At 39.6% G+C, this 20,829-nt stretch carries 16 protein-coding genes; 8 read left to right on the top strand and 8 right to left on the bottom strand.

All coding sequences use genetic code 11. The annotated features are described in order from the left end of the window. Window positions 1–281: 281 nt before the first annotated feature. Complete coding sequence (locus BLV99_RS12215) at window positions 282–1,460, top strand: heparin lyase I family protein (RefSeq protein ID WP_092691037.1); 1,179 nt, start codon at window positions 282–284, stop codon at window positions 1,458–1,460. A gap of 112 nt (window positions 1,461–1,572) precedes the next feature. Here BLV99_RS12215 and BLV99_RS12210 read toward each other — a convergent pair whose 3' ends face one another. The 3 genes from BLV99_RS12210 to BLV99_RS12200 form a co-directional block, all read right to left on the bottom strand. Next, a complete protein-coding gene (locus BLV99_RS12210; RefSeq protein ID WP_092691034.1) occupies window positions 1,573–2,376 on the bottom strand; it encodes a thioesterase family protein in 804 nt (267 codons plus the stop codon). A gap of 200 nt (window positions 2,377–2,576) precedes the next feature. Then, a complete protein-coding gene (locus BLV99_RS12205; protein WP_092691031.1) occupies window positions 2,577–4,268 on the bottom strand; it encodes an AMP-binding protein in 1,692 nt (563 codons plus the stop codon). A gap of 121 nt (window positions 4,269–4,389) precedes the next feature. Next, window positions 4,390–5,016 (bottom strand): TetR/AcrR family transcriptional regulator, encoded by a 627-nt coding sequence (locus BLV99_RS12200; RefSeq protein WP_092691029.1) that lies wholly within the window; start codon window positions 5,014–5,016, stop codon window positions 4,390–4,392. A 147-nt stretch (window positions 5,017–5,163) separates the two neighbouring features. Here BLV99_RS12200 and BLV99_RS12195 point away from each other — a divergent pair, with 147 nt between their 5' ends. The 7 genes from BLV99_RS12195 to BLV99_RS12165 all read left to right on the top strand — a co-directional run bounded on the left by BLV99_RS12195 (window position 5,164) and on the right by BLV99_RS12165 (window position 13,139). After that, entirely contained in the window at window positions 5,164–6,336 is a 1,173-nt protein-coding gene (locus BLV99_RS12195; protein WP_092691133.1) for an isovaleryl-CoA dehydrogenase, read from the top strand. Between the two features lie 31 nt (window positions 6,337–6,367). Next, on the top strand, window positions 6,368–7,969 hold the full coding sequence (locus tag BLV99_RS12190) for a carboxyl transferase domain-containing protein (protein ID WP_092691027.1): 1,602 nt from the start codon (window positions 6,368–6,370) through the stop codon (window positions 7,967–7,969). A gap of 13 nt (window positions 7,970–7,982) precedes the next feature. Next, on the top strand, window positions 7,983–8,777 hold the full coding sequence (locus tag BLV99_RS12185; RefSeq protein WP_086185299.1) for an enoyl-CoA hydratase/isomerase family protein: 795 nt from the start codon (window positions 7,983–7,985) through the stop codon (window positions 8,775–8,777). 19 nt (window positions 8,778–8,796) lie between these two features. Beyond that, window positions 8,797–10,788, top strand: coding sequence for an acetyl/propionyl/methylcrotonyl-CoA carboxylase subunit alpha (locus tag BLV99_RS12180; protein ID WP_092691023.1), 1,992 nt, complete (start codon window positions 8,797–8,799; stop codon window positions 10,786–10,788). After that, window positions 10,785–11,687, top strand: coding sequence for a hydroxymethylglutaryl-CoA lyase (locus BLV99_RS12175; RefSeq protein WP_092691019.1), 903 nt, complete (start codon window positions 10,785–10,787; stop codon window positions 11,685–11,687). Before BLV99_RS12180 ends, BLV99_RS12175 begins: the two co-directional genes overlap by 4 nt. Window positions 11,688–11,801: 114 nt before the next feature. Then, the gene (locus tag BLV99_RS12170) at window positions 11,802–12,506 is read left to right on the top strand and encodes a CoA transferase subunit A (RefSeq protein WP_086166831.1); all 705 of its coding nucleotides are present in this window, start codon (window positions 11,802–11,804) and stop codon (window positions 12,504–12,506) included. Between the two features lie 3 nt (window positions 12,507–12,509). Beyond that, the gene (locus tag BLV99_RS12165; RefSeq protein WP_092691016.1) at window positions 12,510–13,139 is read left to right on the top strand and encodes a CoA transferase subunit B; all 630 of its coding nucleotides are present in this window, start codon (window positions 12,510–12,512) and stop codon (window positions 13,137–13,139) included. 1,298 nt (window positions 13,140–14,437) lie between these two features. Here BLV99_RS12165 and BLV99_RS12160 read toward each other — a convergent pair. The 5 genes from BLV99_RS12160 to BLV99_RS12140 form a co-directional block, all read right to left on the bottom strand. Continuing rightward, window positions 14,438–15,811 (bottom strand): MFS transporter, encoded by a 1,374-nt coding sequence (locus tag BLV99_RS12160; RefSeq protein WP_092691014.1) that lies wholly within the window; start codon window positions 15,809–15,811, stop codon window positions 14,438–14,440. A gap of 660 nt (window positions 15,812–16,471) precedes the next feature. After that, window positions 16,472–16,960, bottom strand: coding sequence for a MarR family winged helix-turn-helix transcriptional regulator (locus tag BLV99_RS12155; protein ID WP_086185305.1), 489 nt, complete (start codon window positions 16,958–16,960; stop codon window positions 16,472–16,474). A 140-nt stretch (window positions 16,961–17,100) separates the two neighbouring features. After that, a complete protein-coding gene (locus BLV99_RS12150) occupies window positions 17,101–18,591 on the bottom strand; it encodes a sulfite reductase subunit alpha (RefSeq protein WP_092691011.1) in 1,491 nt (496 codons plus the stop codon). A 13-nt stretch (window positions 18,592–18,604) separates the two neighbouring features. Beyond that, window positions 18,605–19,195 (bottom strand): PepSY-associated TM helix domain-containing protein, encoded by a 591-nt coding sequence (locus BLV99_RS12145; RefSeq protein WP_092691008.1) that lies wholly within the window; start codon window positions 19,193–19,195, stop codon window positions 18,605–18,607. Between the two features lie 10 nt (window positions 19,196–19,205). After that, the gene (locus BLV99_RS12140; RefSeq protein WP_092691006.1) at window positions 19,206–20,765 is read right to left on the bottom strand and encodes a DUF2271 domain-containing protein; all 1,560 of its coding nucleotides are present in this window, start codon (window positions 20,763–20,765) and stop codon (window positions 19,206–19,208) included. Between the last annotated feature and the right edge of the window lie 64 nt (window positions 20,766–20,829).

Here is a 20,829-nt window from a genome sequence, read left to right as displayed (position 1 = left end):
ACCATCATTTAATTTTACAAAATTTAAGTGTATTAGATCGTGTGATCTTGTTGGATAAATTCAACAATAATAAGTGCTTGAATCACAAATATTTTGATCCATTGGTTAAAAACAAAAAGATCATTTATTGACGCGCTTAGTATAATAGGACGCATAATTTTAGGAATTTTGGTATTCCAAAAATTTGATTTGTTATCCCGCTCCAATTTTAGATATTGGAACAAGATTATGGATTAAACCTCGAGTCAAGCGAGTACCGAATATAATGAGAATGGATTTGAATGAAAAAACTTAAACCTTATTTAATATGCTCTATGCTTTTAGGAGTGACTGCATGTGGCAGTGGAAGCGAAGAAGCTTCAATAGAAATACCTGCTAAAGAATCACAAAATAGCGCTCCTGTTGCAATCATTCAATCACAGCATAACTTTGCATCTATCGTAGTCGGATCTTCAATTGTGCTAGATGGTTCGCAAAGTACGGATGATCACGCTCAAACGCTTCAGTATAAATGGTCTGTCAAATCTAAGCCTGAAAACAGCAATCCTTTTATAGGATCAACCAATAACCAAACATTGGAATTTACACCTGACACGATGGGTCGTTATGAACTTAGTTTAAGCGTTAATGATGGCGAATTAGAGAGTCAAAGTAGTGTAGTGTCGATACAGGTTGTGGAAAAACCGATTACACCACTTCAAAATGAATCGGGCAAAGTAGTATTTCGTGATGGGTTTTGGACAGGAAGCATCCTTGTTGATAAAGCAAATATCAATGCAAATGACTACACATGGAGTTCAATTGGACTTCAGATGGAAAATAGTAGTTCAGCAGAAATTGTTAAAGACCCTGCGGGCAGTGGGCAAAATGTTGCAAAATTTACAGTTCCTGATGATGGTCAATCTTACAGAGCAGAAATTCAGAGAAAGCAGTTTGAATGGGGACATTATAATTATTCAGTTTCCCATTATATTCCTTCTACATGGCCACGCTTTGATTATGGAACTATTTTAACCCAATGGCATGGTTACAGCCTGAACAATAAAAATTTGAATCCACCTATTGCGTTAGTCCTGTTTGGGAAAAAACCTGAATGGCAGCTACATGTATATCAATTAAAGCCTTTATCTTCTCCCTTAGCTGTACCCGAAACGGTCTTAAAGCGTTATGTTCTAGACGTACCTGTAAATTATGATCAATGGCATAATTGGAATTTTGATATTCAATGGTCTCAGCTAGATGCTCATCAGCAAGTGATTCCAGGGTTAATTGTGGTGAAACATAATGACAAGGAAGTGGCAAGAATTTCTGGAGAAAACAATTATCATCAAGCTTGGCCACCCTATTTCCAAATGGGGATTTATAGATCAAGCTGGAGAGAAGGTGAGCTAAACCGTCCAATAGAAGGACAAGCTATAGTGGTTTATCATAAAGATGTGGTGATCAAAGAGCTGAATTAACAGTTATTCATTGCCTAATACCCATATTTTAAGCGATAGCGAGTGGTCGATTTCTTTTGGTATTTTAAATTTTACCTCACTCGCTATTTTTATTTCAGCATTGTTCAATACGCTAAATCGCTAACTTTCTTAATGTTAAAATTTGCTCACTGCGACCAAAAGGGCCATGCACATCATGCAAAATTGAACTGGTCATTCCAATACCATCTGTACCAAATTGCTGGATCGCGTCGATACCCAACCACTTGCCTTGGGGTAAACGGTGTAAATGGATCTGTAAATCTAGATTTGGAAATGCCCAGCCATCTGTCGGTTTTTGTCTTGGAACAATACCATTGGCGGTATCGACCAAGCCCATTAAAGCGACAAAATCAGTGCTCTGTCGCTTTTCAATCATAGCCAAAGGCGTAGTAAGCCAAACAACGCCTTTACCTGCCCGATGCTCTGTATTTGCACGAGTTTCAATACTTTGAATAAATCCACCCGGCCAGTGTTTCATCCCTTCCCAAATTGCCAAATTTTCTGGATGCTCCACCCTTTGGTCTTCTAAACCTTCAATGGCTTTTGTATCCTGTGTCATCATTTTCCATGCTCGTGCCACAATACAGGTCTTACCATTGGCTTGCATTTCAGATTCAATGAGTTCAATGGTTTTCCCTGCTCGAATCATTCGCGTAGTAATACTGAATTCACCAAATGCAATTAAACCAAAAATATCCAAACTGATTCGACCAATACGCATGTCATTGCGCAACTGAAATTGCTCCAACTCAGCACAAATAATACCCGTTGCAGGTGCCATATGTTGTTCATGTGGATTCCATGCACCCTGTGCATGAATATTGGAGCGATAATAAGCCGTGACACTACCATCGGCATGTTGTTCACTGTTTAATAATGAATAATAAGCTGACATATATTCCCTATTTAGCTGTTGGCTTTTACTTTATAACATTGAATTTATTTATTTTTCATATCATCATTTAGATGTGGCATAAAGATCATTAAAAATAAAGATTGAAATTAAGCATTAAAATCTTGCTTCTCCTTTTATTTCTATACACTGAAATAAAAGGAGAAATACAGAACCTGATAATCAATACCTGATAATAAATATCAGGCAATATCTTCAATCAGGTTAAGCTCTTGACGCATAAATTCCTGCAATTTGAATTTTTGTGCCTTGCCAGAAGCCGTCATTGGAAACTCAGTAAAGAAACGGACATAACGTGGCACTTTATTATGAGAAATATGCTCTGCGCAATATCTACGGATTTCTTCTTCATTGGCTTGGTGATGATCGTGCAAAATAATACATGCACAAAGTTCTTCACCATAACGTGCATCAGGTAAGCCAATCACTTGCACATCAGAAATATCTGGATGGGTATAAAGAAAATCTTCAATTTCTTTAGGGAACAAGTTTTCACCGCCACGAATCACCACATCTTTAATGCGACCTTTGATTTTCACAAAGCCTTCATCATCCATTTCGGCAATATCACCCGTATGCATCCACTTGGCGACGTCAATGACTTCTCCAGTTTTATCATTATCTTCCCAATAGCCCAGCATGACGGAATAACCGCGTACACACAGTTCACCCAGTTTGCCACGTGGCACAACTTTACCATTTTCATCAACAATTTTGATTTCAAGGTGTGGATGGACGCGCCCGACTGTGCCGACACGACGTTCCACAGAGTCTGAAGTTGAACTTTGCGCACTTACAGGTGCAGTTTCAGTCATACCATAACAAATGGTGATTTCGGACATATGCATGCGTTCAATTACACGCTGCATAATTTCACGTGGACACGGACTGCCTGCCATAATGCCTGTACGCAAGCTAGACAGATCAAACTCATCGAATTGTTCATGTTCCAGCAGTGCAATAAACATGGTCGGAACACCATAAGCCGCGGTACATTTTTCTTGCTGAATCGCTTTAAGTGTATCAAGTGGATTAAACACAGCCGATGGATAAATCATGGCAGAACCATGCGTAATGCAGGCTAAATTGCCCATCACCATGCCAAAACAGTGGAATAAAGGCACAGAGATACAGACTCGGTCTTGTGGCGTTAAGTGAATGGCTTCACCGACAAAATATCCATTATTTAAAATATTATTGTGGGTCAGCATGGTGCCTTTGGGATTGCCCGTGGTGCCAGACGTGAATTGAATATTAATGGTTTCATCAAACTGAAGATCTGCGGCAATTGCCTGTAACTGGTCGAGCTGTACGGGTGTGGGTTCAGGCAATAAATCAGCAAAACGATGAATGCCAGCATGCGCATCTTCATCAATTTTAATGATATGTTGCAAATGTGGTAGTCGTTTAGCCGATAACAGTTTGCTGGTCGATTGCGTAATTTCAGGGGCAATTTTGGTTAAAATTTCCTGATAATTACTGCTTTTAAATTGTGATGCAATCACCAATGCCTTACAGGACACTTTATTGAGTACATATTCAAGCTCACTGCTTTTATATGCAGGATTCAAATTGACTAAAATAATACCGGCTTTAAATGCTGCAAATTGGGTAATGGTCCATTCCACGCAATTGGGTGACCAAATCGCAATTCTATCGCCCTTTTCCAAGCCTAATTTAAGCAGACTACAGGCAAAAGCATTGACTTGAGCCTGTAACTGCTTATAGCTTAAACGTACATTTTGATGCACGCTGATGACAGCATCCTGATTCGCATATTGCTGACAGGCTTGGTCAAACTTTTCACCAATCGTCATCCCAAGTAAGGGTTGACTGCTTGTTCCATAGGCATAACTTAACCGTACTTGTGTCATTGAATCACTCTCCTTGATTCTTTGTAATTATGATTCTTTCACTTTAATTGTTCATTGTTTTAACTCAGGACGACTTTCTCAAACAGCATTATTCTTGTGCTTAGCTTTTGTGTTTAACCGCTTATTCCTCCTCTGCTATGCATACTCCACTGACACAAAAATCGGCAATTTGTTTGACAAAGTAATCTTTATAAGTCTGATCAAACATGACATTTTTTGATGGATTTAACGGTTCAATGACCACGAAAGTCATTGCACCCACCACGCACAGCGCTGCGGTGTTTAAATCTTCAAAGCCAAATTCACCATTGATTTTCCCTTCGGCAAGAATTTGGTTAATACTTTGTTTAATCAGTTGTTTACTGCGAAAACGCTCATGTTCTATCAAAGGATCGACAGGTTCAAACATCAACGAATACGACAGTTGTGGACTGTTTAGAGCACGTTTAACAAAAGTGGTCACTGCCTTGTGTAATTTCTGCTTTGCTGAAAGTTCACTGGCAGCAATGGCATTCAGAATCTGAATTTCATGCTGGATGGCCTCTGCTAAAATTTCAATTAACACCTGACTCTTGTTATCGAAATAACGATAAACCAGACCACTCGATACGCCTGCACGTTCAGCAATCGCCTGTATTTGTGCATCTTTAAATCCACCTTGAGCAATCAGTTCACGTGCGGATTGCAAAATCGTCTGACGATTTTGTTCCATACGCTCCTGCATCAATGATGATCTTTTATAACTCATAATCGTATTCTCAACCAGATAAAATGAATTGTAAATCATTTTGTGAATTTTGATTCACTTTTTTGTAAAATCGTTGTATGGTAAAAATCAAGCACAATAAAAATGCTTTTTGGAACAACAAATATAACCATCAGGATGAATGAAGAAATGAATCTGCAAAGTTTAAATTTCGGTTTGGATGAAACCTTACTTGCCCTTCGTGATTCAATCGCTGCATTTTGTGCAAAGGAAATTGCACCCATTGCTCAGCAAGTTGACCGAGACAATAAATTCCCTGCTTACCTATGGAAAAAATTTGGTGATATGGGTTTGTTGGGTCTAACGGTTGATGAGGAATACGGTGGTACTAACCTTGGTTATTTAGCCCATATTCTGGCAATGCAGGAAATTTCCCGTGCATCTGCCTCTATTGGCTTGTCATACGGCGCACATTCTAACTTATGTATTAATCAGATTAAGCGTAATGGTTCAGAGGAACAAAAAAAACGCTATCTGCCTAAACTGGTTTCAGGTGATTTTGTCGGTGCACTTGCCATGTCGGAACCGAATGCTGGTTCAGACGTGGTGAGCATGAAATTAAAAGCTGAAGATCATGGCGACCATTATGTGCTGAATGGCTCAAAAATGTGGATTACCAACGGTGGTGATGCTGATGTCTTGGTGGTGTATGCCAAAACAGATCTGAAAGCTGGCGCAAAAGGCATGACTGCTTTTCTGGTGGAAAAAGATATGCCAGGTTTTAGTCATGGTACACATCTGGATAAATTGGGCATGCGCGGTTCAAATACTTATCCGCTATTTTTCGATAATGTTGCGGTGCCTAAAGAAAATATATTGGGTGGCGTGGGTAACGGCACCAAAGTTTTAATGAGCGGTCTGGACTATGAACGTGCTGTTTTAAGTGCAGGGCCACTGGGCATTATGGATGCCTGTTTAGATACAGTGATTCCCTACATTCATGACCGTAAACAATTCGGTCAGGCTTTGGGTGAATTCCAGTTGATGCAAGGCAAAATTGCCGATATGTATTCAACATGGTTGGCCTGTAAAGCGCTTGTATATGCTGTAGGTGCCGAATGTGACAAAGCGGAACATAGCCGCAGCTTACGTAAAGATGCTGCCAGCGCAATTTTATATGCTGCGGAAAAAGCCACATGGATGGCGGGTGAAACCATACAAACCTTAGGTGGCAATGGTTATATCAATGAATTTGCCGCAGGTCGTTTATGGCGCGATGCCAAACTGTATGAGATTGGTGCAGGAACTTCTGAAATCCGTCGTATGTTAATTGGTCGTGAACTGTTTAACGAAACTAAATAAAACATTTTTAGCATTAACAGGGATGTTCAGAATGAATATATTACAAAGCAAAATTAATATCCGCAGTGATGATTTTAAAATCAATCAGGCTGCCATGCAGCTGCTGGTCGATGACTTAAAACAAAAAGCACAACAGATTGCCTTGGGTGGTGGTGAAAAAGCCCGTGAAAAACATTTAGCGCGCGGCAAGCTGTTACCCCGTGAGCGAGTCGATCATCTGATTGATACAGGCACTGCATTTTTAGAAATTGGACAATTGGCTGCCTATCAAGTCTATGCCGATGATGTCCCTGCTGCTGGTGTTATTGCAGGTGTTGGGCAGGTGAATGGCGTGACTTGCATGATTGTGGCCAATGATGCCACCGTTAAAGGCGGAACCTATTATCCGCTGACGGTTAAAAAACATTTACGTGCGCAGGAAATTGCCGAACAGAATCATTTGCCGTGCATTTATTTGGTCGATTCAGGTGGTGCTTACTTGCCGATGCAGGATGAGGTTTTTCCTGACCGTGATCATTTCGGACGCATTTTCTACAATCAAGCACGGATGTCAAGCCAAGGTATTGCACAAATTGCCGTGGTGATGGGCAGCTGCACAGCAGGTGGCGCTTATGTGCCTGCTATGTCGGACGAAACCATTATTGTTCGCAATCAAGGTACAATTTTCTTGGGTGGCCCTCCTTTAGTGAAAGCGGCAACTGGTGAAGTGGTCAGCAGTGAAGACTTAGGTGGTGGCGATGTACATACGCGCTTATCTGGTGTAGCAGATCATTTGGCTGAAAGCGATGAACATGCCATTGCAATTGCCCGCAACATTGTGGCAAACCTAAATAAAAAACCGAATCAAAGCGCAGCTGACATTGAAGCGCCGTTATTTGATGCAAAAGAGCTGTACGGCATTGTACCAAGTGATGCACGCAAACCTTTTGATGTGCGTGAAGTGATTGCCCGCATTGTTGATGGTTCTCGTTTTGATGAATTTAAAGCGCGTTTTGGTATTACCTTAATCACTGGCTTTGCTGAACTTTTTGGTATGAAAGTCGGCATCATTGCCAATAATGGGATTCTGTTTTCAGAGTCTGCGCAAAAAGGCGCGCACTTTATTGAACTGTGTACCCAGCGCAATATTCCATTGCTGTTCATTCAAAACATTACTGGCTTTATGGTTGGTCGCCAGTATGAAAATGAAGGAATTGCTAAAAATGGCGCCAAACTGGTGATGGCGGTTGCCAATGCCAACGTGCCTAAACTCACTTTAGTGATCGGTGGTTCTTTTGGCGCAGGCAATTACGGCATGTGTGGCCGCGCCTACTCTCCGCGTTTTCTCTGGACTTGGCCAAATTCACGTATTTCAGTCATGGGCGGTGAACAGGCATCAAGCGTATTATCGACCTTAAAGCGTGATCAAATTGAACAAAAAGGTGAAACATGGTCGGCAGAACAAGAAGATCAATTTAAACAGCCGATCCGCGATCAATACGAACGTCAAGGGCATCCTTACTATGCATCATCGCGTCTTTGGGATGATGGCGTGATCGATCCTGCACAAACGCGTCATGTATTGGGTCTGAGCTTAGCCGCAGCAATGAATGCACCTATTGTGCCGACTAAATTTGGCGTATTCCGCATGTAAGAGGATGAAAAAAATGACCTATCAATTTTTACAGCTCGAACAGGCCAATCAGGTGGCAACAGTTTGGATTAACCGTGCCGAATTGCACAATGCCTTTAATACCGCCGTTATTGAAGAATTACAGCACTGCTTTACTTATTTAAATACACAGAATGATGTACGTGTAGTGGTGTTGGCAGGACGCGGCAAAAGTTTTTCCGCAGGTGCTGACCTGAACTGGATGAAACAAGCTGGGCAAGCCTCGCAGCAAGACAATGAAGCCGATGCACTAAAATTGGCAAAAATGCTGCAAAGCCTTGCCTGTTTAAGACAACCCACCATTGCGCGCGTACATGGCATTGCTTTTGGTGGTGGCATGGGACTGGCTTCGGCTTGTGATATTTGTATTGCCAGCACTGACGCAAAATTTTCAACCTCTGAAGTTCGCCTAGGCTTAGCACCATCCACCATTAGCCCTTATGTGATTCGTGCCATTGGTGCACGTCAGGCTTCGCGTTATTTCTTAACCGCAGAACGTATTTCAGCAGAACAGGCCAAAAATATTGGCTTAGCGCATGAAGTCACTTTGCCAGAACAACTCGACAGCAAATTGGATGAAATTATACAAGCGCTGTTGTTGGGCGGCCCTCAAGCACAAGCATCTTCTAAACAACTGATTCAAATGGTGGATCAGCAGATTTTAACAGAACAATTGTTGCTGCAAACTGCACAACATATTGCACATGTGCGTCAGGGAAATGAGGCTAAAAATGGCTTAAGTGCTTTTTTAGATAAACAAAGTCCTTCTTGGATCAAGACAACAGCATAACAACAATAAGGAAATGACGATGTTTCAAAAGATTCTCATTGCGAACCGTGGTGAAATTGCCTGCCGTGTGATCCGCAGCGCAAAAAAATTAGGCATTGCAACGGTTGCCGTATATTCAGATGCAGATGCTAATGCGCAGCATGTTAAGTTAGCAGATGAAGCGATTTATATTGGCGAATCCCCTGCTGCACAAAGTTATTTACAGGGCGAACGTATTATTCAGGCGGCACTGGATACGGGCGCACAGGCGATTCATCCCGGCTATGGTTTTTTATCAGAAAACGACCAATTTGCATTGGCATGTCAGCAAAATAACATTACCTTCATTGGGCCACCTGTTGCAGCCATTCTAGCGATGGGCCTAAAAGCCACCTCTAAAACCTTGATGGAAAAAGCCGGTGTACCCCTCACTCCGGGTTATCACGGTACTAATCAAGACATCAATTTTTTAAAACAACAAGCCGATGCCATTGGCTATCCAGTACTGATTAAAGCCAGTGCAGGTGGTGGTGGTAAAGGCATGCGCTTAGTAGAACGCAGCGAGGATTTCCTCAGTTCGCTTAGTTCTTGTAAAAGTGAAGCTAAATCGAGTTTCGGCAATGATGAAGTATTGATTGAACGCTATGTGATTAATCCACGCCATATTGAAGTTCAAGTTTTTGGCGACACACATGGCAACTACGTGCATTTATTTGAACGTGATTGTTCGGTGCAGCGCCGTCATCAAAAAGTGCTTGAAGAAGCGCCTGCGCCATTGGTGTCCCAAGACAAGCTCGATGCCATGCGCCAAGCTGCGATTGATGCTGCTCGTGCGGTCGATTATGTTGGCGCGGGCACGGTAGAGTTTATTGTCGAGCAAGACGGTACAGCCTATTTCATGGAAATGAATACGCGCTTGCAAGTTGAACATCCAGTGACTGAAATGATTACCGGTGTGGACTTGGTCGAATGGCAGCTACGCGTCGCTTTTGGCGAACCATTGCCAAAACAGCAAGATCAATTGTGTATTCATGGTCATGCCATTGAAGCCCGCGTGTATGCAGAAGAACCTGAAAAAGGCTTCTTGCCTGCTATTGGTCAAATCAGCTATTTGCATTATCCAGAGCAAAATCAATTTGTACGCGTCGACAGCGGCATTGTTGAAGGTGATGAAATCAGCACCTATTATGATCCGATGATTGCCAAGCTAATTGTATGGGGTGAAAACCGTGAAGCAGCACTGGTACAAATGCACCATGCTTTAGGTCAGTTTCATGTCGAAGGTTTGGGCAACAACATTGCTTTTCTTGACCGTATTATACGCTGTGACTCTTTTAAACAGGCACAATTGGATACCAATCTGATTCAACGTGAAGATGCCTTTTTATTTCCAACGACACATAGCATTGCACCCCAATTGGTAATTACCGCTGCATTGACTGAACTGTTATCCCGTTTTAGCCAAAATAAAACTGCCAATAACCCTGTCTGGCAAACTGAATCACTTTGGCGCATCAATATTAACAGTAGCTATTGCTTAAAATTAATGCAGGATGAGCAGCTTGTTCAGGTACGCTTTACCGCTGAAAACGATGAATTTATTGCAGAATATTTGGGCAGTAAATATCGTATTGCTGGAGAAATCCTCAGCAGAAATAGCATTCAAATTAAAATAGATGGTAAACAGGATAAATTCGCCTTTAGCCGCAACCATCAGGGTGTAACGCTGTTTAAAGACAGTCAAAGTTATAAGTTTAATTATCTCAGCCAAAAATTTTCAACCGATGATACACAAAGCACTGAAGCGAATTTAAAAGCCCCTATGCCAGGGGTCATTACTCAAGTTTTAGTGGCTTTAAATGAACAGGTCAAAAAAGATGATGTGTTGATGACGCTTGAAGCCATGAAAATGGAATATGCCATTCGTGCGCCGCATGATGGCATGATCAGCTCTTGGTATTTTCAGGTTGGTGATCAGGTCAAAGCGGGTGATGAACTGGTGGAATTTCAGCTTTTGGAGGATGTTGCATGAGTGAATTTGTCAAAGTCGTGGAAGTTGGTCCACGTGACGGTTTACAAAATGAAAAGACACCGCTCACGCTGCAACAACGTAAAGCCTTGATTTTAGATTTGATGAAAACTGGCTTAAAGTCGATTGAAGTCGGTTCTTGTGTTTCGGCAAAATGGGTGCCACAAATGGCAGAAAGCGATGTGCTTTTTGCCCAATTGCCCAAAGACCCCAATATTCAGTTCAGCCTGCTTACTCCGAATTTAAAAGGTTTTGAATCTGCATGTGCTGTAGGCTGTCAAGAAGTTGCGGTCTTTACCGCAGCTTCTGAAAGTTTTACCCAAAAAAATATTAATTGTTCAATTGACGAAAGCTTGGAAAAATTTGCGGATGTAATGACAGCTGCGAAAGCCAATAACATTAAAGTCCGTGGCTATGTGTCATGTATGGTCGATTGCCCTTATGAAGGTGCGATTGACCCTGTACAAGTTGCTAAAGTCAGCAAACGTTTATTGGATATGGGCTGCTATGAAATTTCCTTAGGTGAAACCATTGGCACAGCGACACCAGACCGAGTCAAAAAAGTTTGGGAAGTATGTTTGGCTGAAATGGACAGTCGTGTTTTAGCGGGTCATTTCCATAATACCTATGGCATGGCCATTGCCAACATCTATCAATCCTTAACGCAAGGTATTCGTGTATTTGATTCATCCATTGCTGGCTTAGGCGGTTGTCCCTATGCCAAAGGTGCATCGGGTAATGTCTCAACTGAAGACTTGTATTACCTGCTGTCTAAAATGGGTTTTGAAACTGGTATTCATTTAGATGCTTTAATGCATGCTAGCCAAAATATCAGCCAAGTGTTAAATCGCCCCAATCCATCCAACTATGCCAATGCCTATTGGCAAACTCGTTGTGCTTAAAGCTAACATTGGCATGATTTTTAATGAAATTATGCCAAAGATTATTCTATTCATATTTAAAACCAAAATGTCATTACAAATGAATGACATTGTCAACAAAAATAGAGGTATCGGATGCCGAATAAAGTCTATGCAAGTGCAAATGCTGCATTACAGGATATTGTAAAAGATGGTCAAACCTTGGCAGTTGGTGGTTTTGGCTTATGTGGTATTCCTGAAGCATTAATTGTTGCATTGCAACAAACTGGAGCCAAACAACTGACCTGTATTTCTAACAATGCTGGAGTTGATGGTTTTGGTTTAGGTATTTTGCTGGAAACCAAACAAATTAAAAAAATGATTTCATCCTACGTGGGTGAAAACAAAGAATTTGAACGTCAGTATTTAAATGGCGAATTGGAAGTTGAACTGACCCCTCAAGGTACTTTGGCTGAAAAACTTCGTGCAGGTGGTGCAGGCATTCCTGCATTTTTTACTCCGACAGGTGTCGGAACATTGATTGCAGAAGGCAAAGAAATTCGTAAGTTTAACGGTCAGGACTTTATTCTAGAAGAATCTTTAACCGCAGATATTGCACTGGTTAAAGCCTATAAAGCGGACAAAGCAGGCAATCTCATTTTCCGTAAGACAGCACAAAACTTTAATCCAGTTTGTGCTATGGCAGGAAAAATCAGCATTGCTGAAGTGGAAGAAATTGTTGAAATTGGCGATTTAGATCCAGATGAAATCCATTTACCAGGCATTTATATCAACCGTATTGTGCTCAATGCACATCCTGAGAAACGCATTGAACAAATGACATTGAAAACGGAGGTGTAAACAATGGCTTGGACACGTAATGAAATGGCACAGCGCGCTGCACTTGAGCTTGAAGATGGTTTCTATGTCAATTTAGGCATTGGTTTACCGACACTTGTTGCTAACTATATTCCTGAACATATTAATGTTTGGCTGCAATCTGAAAATGGCTTGCTCGGTATTGGAGAATTTCCAACTGCTGATACCGTAGATGCCGATTTAATCAATGCAGGTAAACAAACCGTCACAGCGCGTAAAGGCGCAGCATTTTTCTCCAGCGCAGAATCTTTTGCGATGATTCGTGGTGGACATGTCAATATTGCAATTTTGGGTGCAATGGAAGTATCTGAAACGGGCGATCTTGCCAATTGGATGATTCCGGGTAAAAAAGTTAAAGGTATGGGCGGCGCTATGGATTTGGTTGCTGGTGTGCAAAAAGTGGTAGTGTTGATGGAACACTGCGCAAAAGATGGAACGCCAAAAATTGTCGGGCAATGTAGTTTGCCTTTAACAGGTCAAAGCGTGGTGCATCGTATTATTACCGATTTAGCCGTTATGGACATCACTGAACATGGCATTAAGTTGGTGGAGCTTGCCCAAGGCCTAAGTTTTGATGATATTCAAAAAGTTACAGGGGTCAACTTGATTAAATAATTGATTTGTATTACCGACCTACATGCCCTACTAAAGTTGATTAGAACTTTATAGGGCATTTTTTTGGCACAGAGATACCAGTAAAAAATGTTGAGAATAAAAAGAAGTTTTAAGTATGGATAACTCTTTGAGTATTTTACTCAAAATATATTGTAAAAATTTTCCTTGAGAGTTATTGGCTAATTAGAAAGATGGTCTCTGGAGACTAACTCTGGTTAGTATGCTAATTATAGTTAGTTTAAAAATTCTCAAACATGGTATTGCCCTTATTGTTGTCATGTACTAATTTTAATTAGATGTTTTTTAGTTACTATTGTATTGAGATGAATTTGATATTTTTTTAATTAATTTTTGATAAACAGTTTGGGGTTGATTTATATTTTATGATAATAGGAATTTAATCATTTGCCATTTTTAAAAAATCTTATTTTGCTTAGGCTATTTTGTTAAGATTTAAATATTCTGTTAAAAACACATATTAAACAAGCTATTACCTCAATATCTTTAAATCAAAATCCTACTTTTAGAATTGCTTTGATTTACTGAAAGTGGAATTTTGCTTAATAAGCCTAAAATAGGAATTTATTTTCGGTTATTTAAATCAAGTTTAATTTTACTTAGGCTAATTGGAATAGTGGGTTTATTTTAATGACATTACTAATAGGCACATAAAGAAATATAAATTCCCTACCAAAGAACCTAAAATGCAACGATGTTAACTGCTTACGCCCTTGTATCGATCTTTCAGTAACTCAATAGCATCTATCTCTATTTTATCAAGTTGGCTTAAGCTGTGGATTTCTCTAATTTGGGTAATGTAACTAATTGCATATTTTTACAATGATAGGCAATTAATTTAAAAACTTAACTCGAGTTTTTTTAAAGTTTATCAACCACAGCATAAAAATATGAGCATATATAGCGCAAGTACATGATGATTAGATCATTTAAGCTGTGTACTGCCCCCTCCCTAATGCTTTAGCTATCTTTATTTTAAGCTCATCTCCTATCCATAATTTTTGTTATTTATTAAATATTTAATTCCAATAAAAGAACCATAGGTATGGGACATGTATTTAGGGTACTTAAAACCTTCAAAATACGTCCACAGTACTATCGAAATAACGATAAAAGATGCGATTTAAAATTCAATTTGATTGCCGGAATTTATGGTATTGAGTTGGGTATAAATGAGTGATGAAAGAAATTTATTCAACAAAAAAGCCTGAAACTTATTTTAATGATTGATGAATATCATGTATAAAATAAGTTTCAGGCTATAAAATTATTTAACCAATTTATTCTTTAAGTGGCTCTTTTATATAATTCATATTTTCTGTTGGTGGAGTTTTAAGACTACTTAATACCGCATCAGAACGATTGTGATTAATAAAGGATAATGCCACTGCGCCAATTAAACCTGCCGCTGCAATCACCATGAAATTTTGTTCAATAGGTAGATTTAGCGCAACAATGAAACCAATCAATACTGGTGAAAGAATTGCACCCATACGACCAATACCCGCTGCCATGCCAATACCAGTGGCACGAATTCCACTTGGATAGAATTGACCACAATATGCATAAGCCACAATTTGAGCACCTGTTGTACATGCACCCACCATACCGATGTTGAAATACAATACTTCAATTGGCATTGGTAAGGTCATCATATACAAAAACACACTGCCCAACCCATACATACAGACCAGAACCCATTTAATATGGAAACGGTCTGCCAACCCTCCACCGATAATACAACCTGCAACTGCACCGACATTTAACGCAATAACAAAACTTAAAGCAGAACCTAAGGTATAACCTGACATTGCCATCAATTTGGTTAACCATGTGCTTAAGGCATAAACCATGAATAGGCCAGTAAAATACGCTCCCCAGAACATTAAGGTACTAAATGAACGACCCTCTTTAAAGAGTTGAACCATTGGAGTGTGTTCATTATCCGCTTTTATGGTTTGGGTAAATTCAACCGAAGTGTTCATTTGAATAGTTGGGTTAATGTCCTTAACTACTTTTTGTAAATCTTGCTGATTTTGACGTTTTAATAAATAAGCCAAAGATTCAGGCATTGATTTCATAATAAATGGCAGTAGTAAAACAGGAACACCCGCAGCAAAAAACACCACTTGCCAGCCAAACTCAACAATGAATTGTTTACCAATAACCGCTGCTAAAATACCGCCAATGGCATAACCTGAGAACATAAATGTGGTCATTAAACTGCGGATTTTTTTAGGAGAATACTCTGTCATTTGGGCAACAATATTCGGCATCACCCCTCCAATGCCTAATCCAGCGATAAAACGCAAAATACTAAAGGTCACTGGGTCATTGGCTAAACCAGCAGCTGCGGTAAAAACACTGAATAAAAATACACAAATTGCGATGGTCAATCGGCGGCCAATTTTATCCGACAATGCACCTAGAAATATGGCGCCAAACATCATGCCGAAAAGTGCAGAACTGGCCATAAAACCAGCCGTCGAGGCAGTCACGCCCATTTCGGTCATAATAGAAGGCAAGGCAGCTCCAGCAACTGCAATATCATATCCGTCGATAATAATAATGATAAAACACCAAGCTAGCACTTTTGCATGAAACTTATTAAATTTCGCTTCATCTGCAACTTTATGTACATCTATGTACTGCATAATCATCTCCTTGATATTTATGATCATTACATTAATTGTTCTAAATATTTTTAGAAAAAATCATTTTTTTGAGTTTTCCTAATTTTTATCCATTTTTTTAAAAACTGTACTTATTCTCATCAGAGATTTTTTCGATTTAAAATTTTTCAAGCCATTTCAATCAGGGAATCCATTTCCATTTAATTTTTTGATCTGGTCTATACCCCATCTAAAACATAGAATAAGTAAACAAACTAATTATAAAGCCAATATATGTCAACAGCATTACATATATTTTTTTAATTTATTTTTTATTTTATATAATTCAATAAGATATAATTTTGATTTAAAGTTTAAATATCATCTAACTGACCTATTCGTGAATTTTAATTGATAAATAATGATGATTTAAACAGATCGGATTTAAGGCATTTTTTACTAAATTTGTTGCGCTAAATTAAAAACATAAAAGTAATATTGGAATAATAAATGAAATTTCACGTGATGATATTTTAATAGATTGAATATGCAGTGATTATGGTTCAATAGAATAATAATTTGCCCAATGAGCAGTTTTCTCTGTGAGTTGTGATAAATTTGCCAAATAAAAAGCTAAATCTAAAAGATTTAGCTGGTATGAAAAAAGAATCAATACATTTGGGAACTGTAGTCGATCAGATTTTATTTTAGCTCTGAATCCGTCAGATTCACTTTCGCAATACTGGCATTTAATTTATTCATTAAATGAGCAAGTGTCACCATGTCATCAAATAAAAAACCTTCGAAAGTTTGTTGATAAAAATCAGCAACTTTAAGTTGTAATTGTACCCATGCATGTTGACCATTTTCAGTGAGGGCTACATTTTTAACCCGACGATCCTGTGTATCGCTAACACGTTGAACTTCCCCATCGCGTTCAAGACGCTTTAATACGCCATCCAAACTTTGTCGGCTAACCCCTAAATAATTGGTTAAGTCAGAAAAAGACATGCCCGTCTTAACTGATGGCCGTGATAAAGCCCCCAAAACAGCCCAATGTATAGATGAAATACCTAATTCTTTCTGACATTGGCGATCTAAGGTATTGCTAGCCTGAAATAAACGAAAAAAAAGTCGATTATGAATTGGAGCTACTGAATTCTGATAGACATTTTGGTCTACTTGACTCATTTTTTAAAACCTATCGTCATTATTTAAATTAATATTGCTTAATTAGCATAGATAAATGAATACGCAAAGTGCTTAATTGATATTTAGCAAATCAAGTATCTTAATTTTCACTGTGCTGAATGCTACTTAATTTAAGTTTGTTAATAAATATCACGTTGATAACGCTTGTTTTTCTTTAACTGTTCTAGTTGTTCTGCATCTAAAATATTGATCAAAGTTTTCTCCACCTCTTGTGCCATTCCTTTTAAGCTACCACAGACATAAATTGCGGCACCCGCTTCTATCCAATTTACAAGCTGTTCCGATTTCTGTTGTAAAATATGCTGTACATACACTTTTTCAGTTTGATCACGGGAAAAAGCATAGTCCACATCGGGTAAGAAACCTTGTTCTTGCCACAGCCCAATCTGCTGTTTATAAAGATGATCAAATTGCTGTTGGCGCTCACCAAAAATAAGCCAGTTCTGCCGATTGCCGTATTGTTGTTGTTGCGCCAAATGAGCCACTAAGCCAGCAATACCAGTGCCATTACCAACCAAAATAAGCGGTTGTTTCGATGCTTTTAAATGAAATGATGGATTAGAACGAATTTTTGCAGTAATGATTTGCCCAAGTACAGCATGCTCGGTTAACCAGCCTGAACCTAAACCAAGACCAGTTACTGTTTTTTCCTGTCGTACCACCAATTCTAATATTTTTTGTTCAGGAATACTGGCAATCGAATATTCACGTATTGCTAAATCATCAAAAGCTAAAATCCAATCTTGAAAGGATTCATTAGGGCGTTGCTCTGGTAATTGTCTTAAATCTTTAAACTGCAATATCGCAACTGAATTTTCGTTGACTGTTTGTTGCTGTGCGGCTAAAAAACACTGTATCTCTTTAAGCGAGTTCCCGCACTGAATTTCAAGAATATCTCCAGATGACCAGCTTAGAGCATCATCATAGGAGAGCTGAATTTGGTAAATTGGATTGCCTTGACTGCCGCTATTGAGACAAGTTCGATTTTTTAAAATCAATGAAGTCCAATCATTCTGTTGTGCTATTCGAGATAATTTTTGCGCGCTTAACTGTTCTAATTGTTTGAGCCAGCAATCTAAATCGGCCTGTTTTAAATGATCGATACACACCATTTCAAATAAAGCTTGAGCATGGGACTGCTGTAAATGTTGATCTAAAACTTGTCCAAAACGACAAAAATGGCTATAGCGTTTATCCCCTAAAGCTAAAATTGCATAAGACTGATGTGACAAATCTAAATTTGCATGCTGAAAGATGTGCTTGATTGCGAACTGTGCAGTATCAGGCGCATCTCCTTCACCATAAGTACTGACACACCAGAGCACTTTCTGAGCTTGGCACAATTGTTCTACTGTCAAATATTGCATATCGACAAGGCTGACCTTTTGCCCCGCAGCGTGTAACTGTTGTGCCGTCTGCTGAGCAATATTCTCTGCCTGACCAGACTGACTGGCGAAAACTATCAAATAATCATTTTGATTGAAAGTCGCTAGCCGTTTTTGCTTACGATTGTTTAAACGATTACTTAGAATCAGGTAAGCAATGATCACGACATAAAGCACCAGTAAGCTCACTAATGCAATTAAAACAACAGCCACAGAATATGTCATTAAATGATATTACCTATACCGCAGACCAAATCAGCAAAATAATCAACGCTAAGCTTGCAGCAGTAAGCACAAGATGAGTAACCAAGCGGGTTTTAATGCTTAAAAATAGAATATAGCCGACTAAGGACAATGCGATCACAACAATAGCACTGATATCAATGAGCCAGCTCCAAGCCGAACCTGAATTTTTACCACGGTGTAAATCATTCAGCATAGAGACTGTTGAAGCTGGTTTTTGAGTAATTTCCGTTTCACCAGTATCTGCCATAACCCAAATATCTGTCGCGCCAGCAGGACTTTCTAAGCGAATCATCACTTCATTGTCCATCACTTCACTACTTTGATAACGTCCCACCACATTTTGCTGTTGGCGCACGTAATTTAAAATAGCATCGCTTGGGTTTTCTTGCTGCTTGATCGACTTTAAAACGGACTCAGGCAAAATCAATTGAGTGGTTTGTTCTGTTTTTGCGGGTTCAAACCACTCAGGATGATTTAACAATAATCCTGTCACAGAAAAAAACAGTAAAGTCAAAAATGCGAAAGCAGAAAGCCAGCCATGCACATAGCGTGAATGGCGGTAAAAATCACGACGTTGATACACGAATTAAGCCTTAGTTCACTTTCTGAAAATTAAGTTTGACTGCACCAATTTCTTTTTGCGCAGGTAGGGTTTGGTTTGAGCCTTTGGCTTTAACATCCAAAGCAAAAGTTTGATAAGAATGCTCGCCATGCTCACGTGATGTTTCAATATGAATCAGGTACTTTCCTGCCGCTACTGCTTTACCAGTTTCATCTTTACCATCCCAAGCTAACTTGTACTGACCAGGCTGACGTGATGGTTTAGCCGTTGCATCCAAGTTTGGCATTTGACGACCATAACGGCGCCACCAAACATAGTTGGAGTTAATCCATTTCTCATCTTTACCCCAAACTGCCAAAGTACGGACAATTTGCTTATTGGCATCCGTGACCCAGACCGAAACATAAGGCGCGCGGTATTTTTCCACATCCATTTTAGGAATCGTCAAGTCAATCACGGCTTGATAGCCTGCTGGCCATTTAGCTGCGGATTGACTCGCTGCGACAGTATGCATTTCTGCATTTTGTGGCATTTGAACCAAGCTGTTCCAGCCCGAACTTTGATGAGCTTGCCCATCGGTTAAAGTCAGTTTAGCTTCATAACCAATAAGTGCCTCAATCAACTCTAAGCCTTCTGCTGGGCTCATTGCAGCTAAAGCCGTGGCTAAAGCATCGGCATCTGCGGCACACGTTCCGACCACGACACATTGTTCAACATGTTGTAAAGGCATACCAGTTTTTGCGTCAAGTAAATGACTTTGTCTTGCCAATGTACGGTAGCCCTGTCCACTAAATGCAATCGCTTGATCATTTAAATTCAAAACTTGTTGTGGCGCGCTATTGTCATTATGCGCAAAGGCATCTTGCACCCCAATTTTCCAGCCCTCTTTTTGCGGTGCATTACCCCAGACACGGATATCACCCCCAATATCAACCAACAAACCTTCAATGCTTGGTACGGCTTGACGTGCTGCAACCAATGCACGGTCAATAATGTAACCTTTCGCATAGGCATCAGGTGCAAATTTCACAGCTGAATCAATTGCGATGCTACGCTGTTCTGCGTCTAAGTTGACACTGTCAGATTGCAACTGATTTAACACTTGTGTACGAGTTACTTCATCCAGTTTAACCACACCTTGTGATTGTTCCCACAAGGTAATGAGTTGCCCCAATCGTGCATCAAAAGCACCACAAGTTTTATCACGCCAAGTTTCACAAGCTGCAATCACCTCAAAAAGTTCTGCTGAAACATTCGCCTGTTTATTGTTATTTAAAGCCGTAATTTCACTGTCATCACGCCATGTCGACAACACCTGATCTAATTGGCTAATTTCTTTTTGAATGGCATCTAAAGCACGTTTGGCATCTTGCTTAGAAGCACCTTGAACCACTACATCTAAAGACGTACCCAATATATGGTCACGATGGAAACGATGTGTTTGTGTTGCAATCTGTTCTGATTGTTCTATTTTTTCACTTTGCTCAGCAGCATTTGTGTGAAAAGGAGAAATCAGTGCCAACGCCATGACCAATGGCGAAAGACGAAATGCCTTACGAATAGGATAAAAATTTCTAACAGCAGATGACATGCTGATTCTCCGGAATATTTTTAATGAATTTTATTGATAATGATAGTAGTTATCAAGTAGATTA

This window comes from Acinetobacter kyonggiensis (genome assembly GCF_900107285.1).
Lineage (GTDB): Bacteria > Pseudomonadota > Gammaproteobacteria > Pseudomonadales > Moraxellaceae > Acinetobacter > Acinetobacter kyonggiensis.
This window is presented reverse-complemented; position numbering and strand designations above follow the sequence as displayed.

What these genes read in the sequence shown, in the direction of transcription:
- BLV99_RS12215 (WP_092691037.1), top strand. Translation starts at nt 282, where the DNA reads ATGAAAAAACTTAAACCTTATTTAATATGCTCTATGCTTTTAGGAGTG.
- BLV99_RS12210 (WP_092691034.1), bottom strand. Translation starts at nt 2,376, where the DNA reads ATGTCAGCTTATTATTCATTATTAAACAGTGAACAACATGCCGATGGT.
- BLV99_RS12205 (WP_092691031.1), bottom strand. Translation starts at nt 4,268, where the DNA reads ATGACACAAGTACGGTTAAGTTATGCCTATGGAACAAGCAGTCAACCC.
- BLV99_RS12200 (WP_092691029.1), bottom strand. Translation starts at nt 5,016, where the DNA reads ATGAGTTATAAAAGATCATCATTGATGCAGGAGCGTATGGAACAAAAT.
- BLV99_RS12195 (WP_092691133.1), top strand. Translation starts at nt 5,164, where the DNA reads ATGAATCTGCAAAGTTTAAATTTCGGTTTGGATGAAACCTTACTTGCC.
- BLV99_RS12190 (WP_092691027.1), top strand. Translation starts at nt 6,368, where the DNA reads ATGAATATATTACAAAGCAAAATTAATATCCGCAGTGATGATTTTAAA.
- BLV99_RS12185 (WP_086185299.1), top strand. Translation starts at nt 7,983, where the DNA reads ATGACCTATCAATTTTTACAGCTCGAACAGGCCAATCAGGTGGCAACA.
- BLV99_RS12180 (WP_092691023.1), top strand. Translation starts at nt 8,797, where the DNA reads ATGTTTCAAAAGATTCTCATTGCGAACCGTGGTGAAATTGCCTGCCGT.
- BLV99_RS12175 (WP_092691019.1), top strand. Translation starts at nt 10,785, where the DNA reads ATGAGTGAATTTGTCAAAGTCGTGGAAGTTGGTCCACGTGACGGTTTA.
- BLV99_RS12170 (WP_086166831.1), top strand. Translation starts at nt 11,802, where the DNA reads ATGCCGAATAAAGTCTATGCAAGTGCAAATGCTGCATTACAGGATATT.
- BLV99_RS12165 (WP_092691016.1), top strand. Translation starts at nt 12,510, where the DNA reads ATGGCTTGGACACGTAATGAAATGGCACAGCGCGCTGCACTTGAGCTT.
- BLV99_RS12160 (WP_092691014.1), bottom strand. Translation starts at nt 15,811, where the DNA reads ATGCAGTACATAGATGTACATAAAGTTGCAGATGAAGCGAAATTTAAT.
- BLV99_RS12155 (WP_086185305.1), bottom strand. Translation starts at nt 16,960, where the DNA reads ATGAGTCAAGTAGACCAAAATGTCTATCAGAATTCAGTAGCTCCAATT.
- BLV99_RS12150 (WP_092691011.1), bottom strand. Translation starts at nt 18,591, where the DNA reads ATGACATATTCTGTGGCTGTTGTTTTAATTGCATTAGTGAGCTTACTG.
- BLV99_RS12140 (WP_092691006.1), bottom strand. Translation starts at nt 20,765, where the DNA reads ATGTCATCTGCTGTTAGAAATTTTTATCCTATTCGTAAGGCATTTCGT.